Origin of the sequence: Ferrovibrio sp. (assembly GCF_035304305.1) — a bacterium.
In the GTDB taxonomy this organism is placed as follows: Bacteria; Pseudomonadota; Alphaproteobacteria; order Ferrovibrionales; family Ferrovibrionaceae; genus Ferrovibrio.
Window position 1 is genome coordinate 1 of sequence record NZ_DATGQG010000031.1, and the last position, 4,772, is coordinate 4,772.

Genomic DNA, 4,772 nt, shown 5'->3' on the forward strand with positions numbered 1-4,772 from the left:
GTCGACACCCGGCGGACATCAGTGACACGAGACGAATGTTGGTGCCCGGCAGGTCAGCACCCGGCAGGCGAGGCGGAAATTAGGGCCGGATTCCCCGGCTGGCAAGCGCGAAATTGTCGCAATTGCAGCAGGTTCGGGCGCATGCGGGTCACCAGTCCTGGATTCCCGGCTTGCCTGACGCCGCGGCAGTGACCCTATGCTCCGGTCGGACCATGAAAAGGGAGGGCCGGACCATGAAGCGGATCGAATTCTTCTACGACGTCTCCAGCCCCTGGACCTATCTGGCCTTCACCAATATCCAGCCGCTGGCGCGGGAAGAGGGCGCCGAGATCGAGTGGCGGCCGTTCCTGGTCGGCGGCGTGTTCAACAGCGTCAATCCCAGCGTCTACCAGCAGCGCGAGACGCCGGTGCCGGCCAAGGCGGCTTACATGCTGAAAGATCTGCAGGACTGGGCGCGGCAGGCCGGCCTGAAGATCGTCTTCCCGCCGAAGGTGTTTCCGGTCAATTCCGTGAAGGCCCTGCGCGGCTGCCTTTGGGCGAAGGTTGAGGGGAAGGAGGTCGCGCTGGCGACCGCCCTGTTCGAACTCTACTGGGGCGAGGACCGCGACATCAGCCAGGACGACGTGCTGCTGGAAGCGGCCGGGCGTGCCGGCCTGGATGGCGCAGCCATGCTGCAGGCAACCGGCGATCCGGCCATCAAGGCGCAGCTGAAAGCCAATACCGACGAGGTGATCGCCCGGGGTGGCTTCGGCTCGCCGACCATCTTCATCAACGGCAGCGACATGTATTTCGGCAACGACCGCCTGCCGCTGGTGCGCGCGGCGCTGCGGCGACAGTGATAATCATATCATCGTCAGAACAAGCCCGGCTTGACGGCGCCTATGCCCGTCGCAGCAGCCCCGGCACCGACTGCCACAAAGCCTGGACGGCGAAGCCGAGGAAGATCACGCCGGAAATCCGCGTTACCCAGAGCTCGTGGCGGCGGTAGAGCCGGCGCACCGGCGCGGCGCCGATCACATAGAGCAGGATCGCATCGCCGATGATGAAGCCGGCGCAGGCGGCGAGCAGCAGGGGCGGCAGGCTCATCCAGCTCAGCTGCGCCGAATGCGCCGCCAGCAGGGCGGTGAACATGGCGATGGCCACGGCATAGCTTTTGGGATTGGTCAGGCCGAAGGCGATGCCGCGCCGCAGGGGGCGGGCGATGCCGGTGGTCAGTTTGCCATCGGCCGTGCGCTTCACGGTGACGGCGCGCCAGCCGAGCAGCATCAGGTAGCAGCCGCAGATCACGCCCAGCAGGTCGAAGACGAAGGTGCCCAGGCTGGCCGAGCCGATGATAGCCACCAGCGCCAGCGCGCCCCAGATGATGTCGCCGGCGAAATGGCCGGCCAGAAAGCTGAAGCCGGCCCGGCGGCCCTGGCCGGCGCCGATGCCGAGCAGAGCGAGAAAAGCCGGGCCCGGCGTGAGCGTATAGGCGGCGCCGGCAAGCGCCGCGGCAAGGTAGAGGGAGGCATCCATAGCGGGCTAAGCTTAAACCGATGCTGGCCGTCATTGCGACTCCCGCCTTCGATCCTGCCGGCGCCGCCTGGCTGGCGGCGATCCGCGCCGCCCATGATCCACTGCAGGACCGGGTCGGGCCGCATGTCACGCTGATGTTTCCGGTCGCCGTGGAGGACGAGGCGACCCTGCGGTCCCGGCTGCAGATGCTCGCGATTGGTACGGCGCCCTTCGCGGTCGCCTTCGATCGGCTGGGCCGCATGGAGGATCCGCACCAGCCGAAATACCGCTTCCTCAACGTGCTGCTGCCCGATGCGGAGAGCGGCATGAGGCTGGACGCCCTGCATCGCGCGATGACCGGTGCGGGTGGTGAATATGTGCCGCATCTGACGATCAGCCGCTTCGGCGCGGTCTACTGCGCCAGGGCGCTGGAGCGCCAGCTGGGGCCTTTCACGTCACCGCTGCGCGGGCGTGTTGCGGCGCTGGAACTGCTGCGCCTGCGGCAGGGCGCCATCCGGCAGGAGGCGTGCTACGCCCTGGCGCAGGCTTAGGGCGTTTCCAGCTTGTGTGCCTGGAAGGCCGGCATCGCCTCGCAGCGTTCGGTGAGGGCGTAGAGCTTCGGATAGAGGCCGGCCGGCACGGTTTCCGGCAGCATTACCCGCAGGAAGGTCACCATGACGGCAGCGGTGATGTCGGCCATGCCGATGCGGTCGCCGACCAGCCAGCCGTCATGGCAATGCGTCTCCAGTGCGGCAAGGCCGCCGCTGGCCTGCCGCAGCAGATGCTGCCGCCAGGGTTCATGCACCTTCTCGGCCGGGCGCCGGCGCATCTCGTAGATCGCCGCCACCGCCTTGTCGAGCACGCCGCTGGCAATCGCCATCAGCTGCAGGCAGTCGCGCCGCGCGCGGCCATGGGGCGGGATCAGGCTTTTCGCCGGGCCGACCAGCTCCATCAGATAGTCGAGAATGGCACCGGACTCGATCAGCCGTTCGCCGTCCTCCAGCTGCAGCACCGGTACGCGCCCGACCGGGTTGACCTCCAGGCCGCGCTCGGGATCGGCGGTGACCGAGAGGTATTCGCGGTGATGCGGCACATCCAGCAGCGTCATGGCGATGGCGACGCGGCGCGAATAGGGCGACAGGTTGCGGCCGATCAGGGTCAGCATTCAGGTTCCTCCGTGTTGCCAAACACTCCCCAAAGCCGTGTCCGCATGCAAGAGGAATAAAAAAGGGCCGGAGCGTTGCCCCGGCCCTTCCGTCAGCAGGAATGGTGCGGCGTTACGCCGCCAGCTTGTCGAGCTCCTTCAGCAGCGCATCGCCCATGCCGCTGGTGCCGACCTTGGTGGTGCCGCCCATGAGATCGGCGGTGCGCACGCCGGCACGCAGCACATTCTCGGCGGCCCGGTCGATCAGGTCGGCATCCTCGGCCAGATCGAAGGCATAGCGCAGCGCCATCGAGAAGCTCTGGATGGTGGCGAGCGGGTTGGCGATGCCCTTGCCGCTGATGTCCGGCGCCGAACCATGCACCGGCTCGAACAGGGCCATGCGGCGGCCGGTGCTGGGATCGGCGGCACCGATCGAGGCCGAGGGCAGCATGCCAAGCGAGCCGGTCAGCATCGCCGCTTCGTCCGACAGGATGTCACCGAACAGGTTGTCGGTGACCATGACGTCGAACTGCTTGGGGTTGCGCACCAGCTGCATGGCGCCGTTATCGGCATACATGTGCTCGAGCTGCACGTCGCTGAACTGCTCCTGGTGCAGCCTGGTGACCTCCTCGCGCCACAGCACCCCGGATTCCATCACGTTCGCCTTTTCCAGCGATGTGACCTTGTTGCTGCGCTTGCGGGCCAACTCGAAGGCCACGGCGGCGACGCGGCGGATTTCGCTGGTGGTGTAGACCTGGGTGTTGATGCCGCGGCGCTCGCCGTTCGGCAGGGTCTCGATGCCACGCGGCTGGCCGAAATAGACGCCGCCGGTGAGCTCGCGCACGATCATGATGTCGAGGCCGGCGACCAGCTCGGGCTTCAGCGAGCTCGCCTCCACCAGCGCGTCGAAGCATTTCGCCGGGCGCAGGTTGGCGAACAGGTCCATTTCCTTGCGCAGGCGCAGCAGGCCGCGTTCGGGCTTCTTGTCGAAGGGCAGGTTGTCCCATTTCGGACCGCCCACGGCACCCAGCAGCACCACGCCGCAATCCAGCGCCGCCTGCATGGTGTTGTCATGCAGCGGCGTGCCATGCTTGTCGTAGGCGGCGCCGCCGACGAGATCTTCCTTCACGTCGAAGGAGACATGCCGGCGCTTGTCCATCCATTCGATGACCCGGCGCACTTCGCCCATCACCTCGGGCCCGATTCCGTCGCCGGGCAGCATCAGCATGGTGCGGTTGGATGCCATTTTCTCGTGTCCTTCTAGATTTCCTCCGTCGTCATGCTGGGGTGAAGCCCGAGCATCCAGCCGACGGCCCCGTTAGGCGGGTAGTGGGAATGGACCCTCGGCTTGCGCCGAGGGTGACGAATTGAGTGTCAGGCCGTCCGGCCGGCTTCGGCGTAGAGCCAGGGCTGGGTGCCCTGCTGCTTGGTTTCGAAGCTGTCGATCTTCGCCTTCTTCTCCAGGGTCAGGCCGATATTGTCGAGACCGTTGAGCAGGCAATGCTTCCGGAAAGCGTCGATCTCGAACCTGATGACGCTGCCGTCGGGGCGGCTGATTTCCTGCTTCTCGAGGTTGACGGTGATGCGGGCGTTATGGCCGCTTTTCGCGTCTTCCATCAGCTTGTCGACGTCTTCCTGCGGCAGCTTGATCGGCAGGATGCCGTTCTGGAAGCAGTTATTGTAGAAGATGTCGGCGAAGTTCGGCGCGATCACGCAGCGGATGCCGTAGTCGAGCAGCGCCCAGGGGGCGTGTTCGCGCGACGAGCCGCAGCCGAAATTGTCGCCGGCAATGAGGATCTGCGCGTTCTTGTACTGCGGCTGGTTCATGAAGAAGTCCGGCACCGGATTGCCGTTCTTGTCCTCGCGCAGTTCGAAGAACAGGCCCTTGGCCAGGCCGGTGCGCTCGACGGTCTTCAGGAACTGCTTGGGGATGATCATGTCGGTGTCGACGTTGATCATCGGCAGCGGCGCCGCGACGGCGGTGAGAGTGGTAAACTTTTCCATGATCTGTCCTCTCCCGGCTCAGATGAACTTGCGCACGTCGGCGAGCTTGCCGGTGACGGCGGCGGCAGCCGCCATTGCCGGGCTCATCAGATGGGTGCGGCCGCGCGGGCCCTGACGGCCCTCGAAATTG

7 protein-coding genes are annotated in these 4,772 nt (G+C 66.1%); 2 read left to right on the forward strand and 5 right to left on the reverse strand.

The window, feature by feature from the left end; all coding sequences use genetic code 11:
• The first annotated feature begins 233 nt into the window (after window positions 1-233).
• Window positions 234-839: a 2-hydroxychromene-2-carboxylate isomerase gene (locus VKZ87_RS03670; RefSeq protein WP_324219895.1), complete on the forward strand. Its 606-nt coding sequence runs from the start codon at window positions 234-236 to the stop codon at window positions 837-839.
• A 40-nt stretch (window positions 840-879) separates the two neighbouring features.
• Here the strand turns inward: VKZ87_RS03670 and VKZ87_RS03675 are convergent, their stop codons facing one another.
• Window positions 880-1,515, reverse strand: a complete 636-nt coding sequence (locus VKZ87_RS03675) for a LysE family translocator (protein WP_324219896.1) — start codon at window positions 1,513-1,515, stop codon at window positions 880-882.
• 20 nt (window positions 1,516-1,535) lie between these two features.
• Between VKZ87_RS03675 and VKZ87_RS03680 the strand changes: the two genes are divergently transcribed.
• A complete protein-coding gene (locus VKZ87_RS03680) occupies window positions 1,536-2,045 on the forward strand; it encodes a 2'-5' RNA ligase family protein (RefSeq protein WP_324219897.1) in 510 nt (169 codons plus the stop codon).
• Here the strand turns inward: VKZ87_RS03680 and VKZ87_RS03685 are convergent.
• From VKZ87_RS03685 to VKZ87_RS03700, 4 genes are all read right to left on the reverse strand, one after another.
• Window positions 2,042-2,659, reverse strand: coding sequence for a glutathione S-transferase family protein (locus tag VKZ87_RS03685; protein ID WP_324219898.1), 618 nt, complete (start codon window positions 2,657-2,659; stop codon window positions 2,042-2,044). The genes VKZ87_RS03680 and VKZ87_RS03685 overlap by 4 nt on opposite strands.
• Window positions 2,660-2,771: 112 nt before the next feature.
• Complete coding sequence (gene leuB, locus VKZ87_RS03690) at window positions 2,772-3,884, reverse strand: 3-isopropylmalate dehydrogenase (protein WP_324219899.1); 1,113 nt, start codon at window positions 3,882-3,884, stop codon at window positions 2,772-2,774.
• Between the two features lie 128 nt (window positions 3,885-4,012).
• The gene (leuD, locus tag VKZ87_RS03695) at window positions 4,013-4,642 is read right to left on the reverse strand and encodes a 3-isopropylmalate dehydratase small subunit (RefSeq protein ID WP_324219900.1); all 630 of its coding nucleotides are present in this window, start codon (window positions 4,640-4,642) and stop codon (window positions 4,013-4,015) included.
• An 18-nt stretch (window positions 4,643-4,660) separates the two neighbouring features.
• A partial coding sequence (locus VKZ87_RS03700; protein WP_324219901.1) for an aconitase family protein occupies window positions 4,661-4,772 on the reverse strand: 112 nt, incomplete at its 5' end.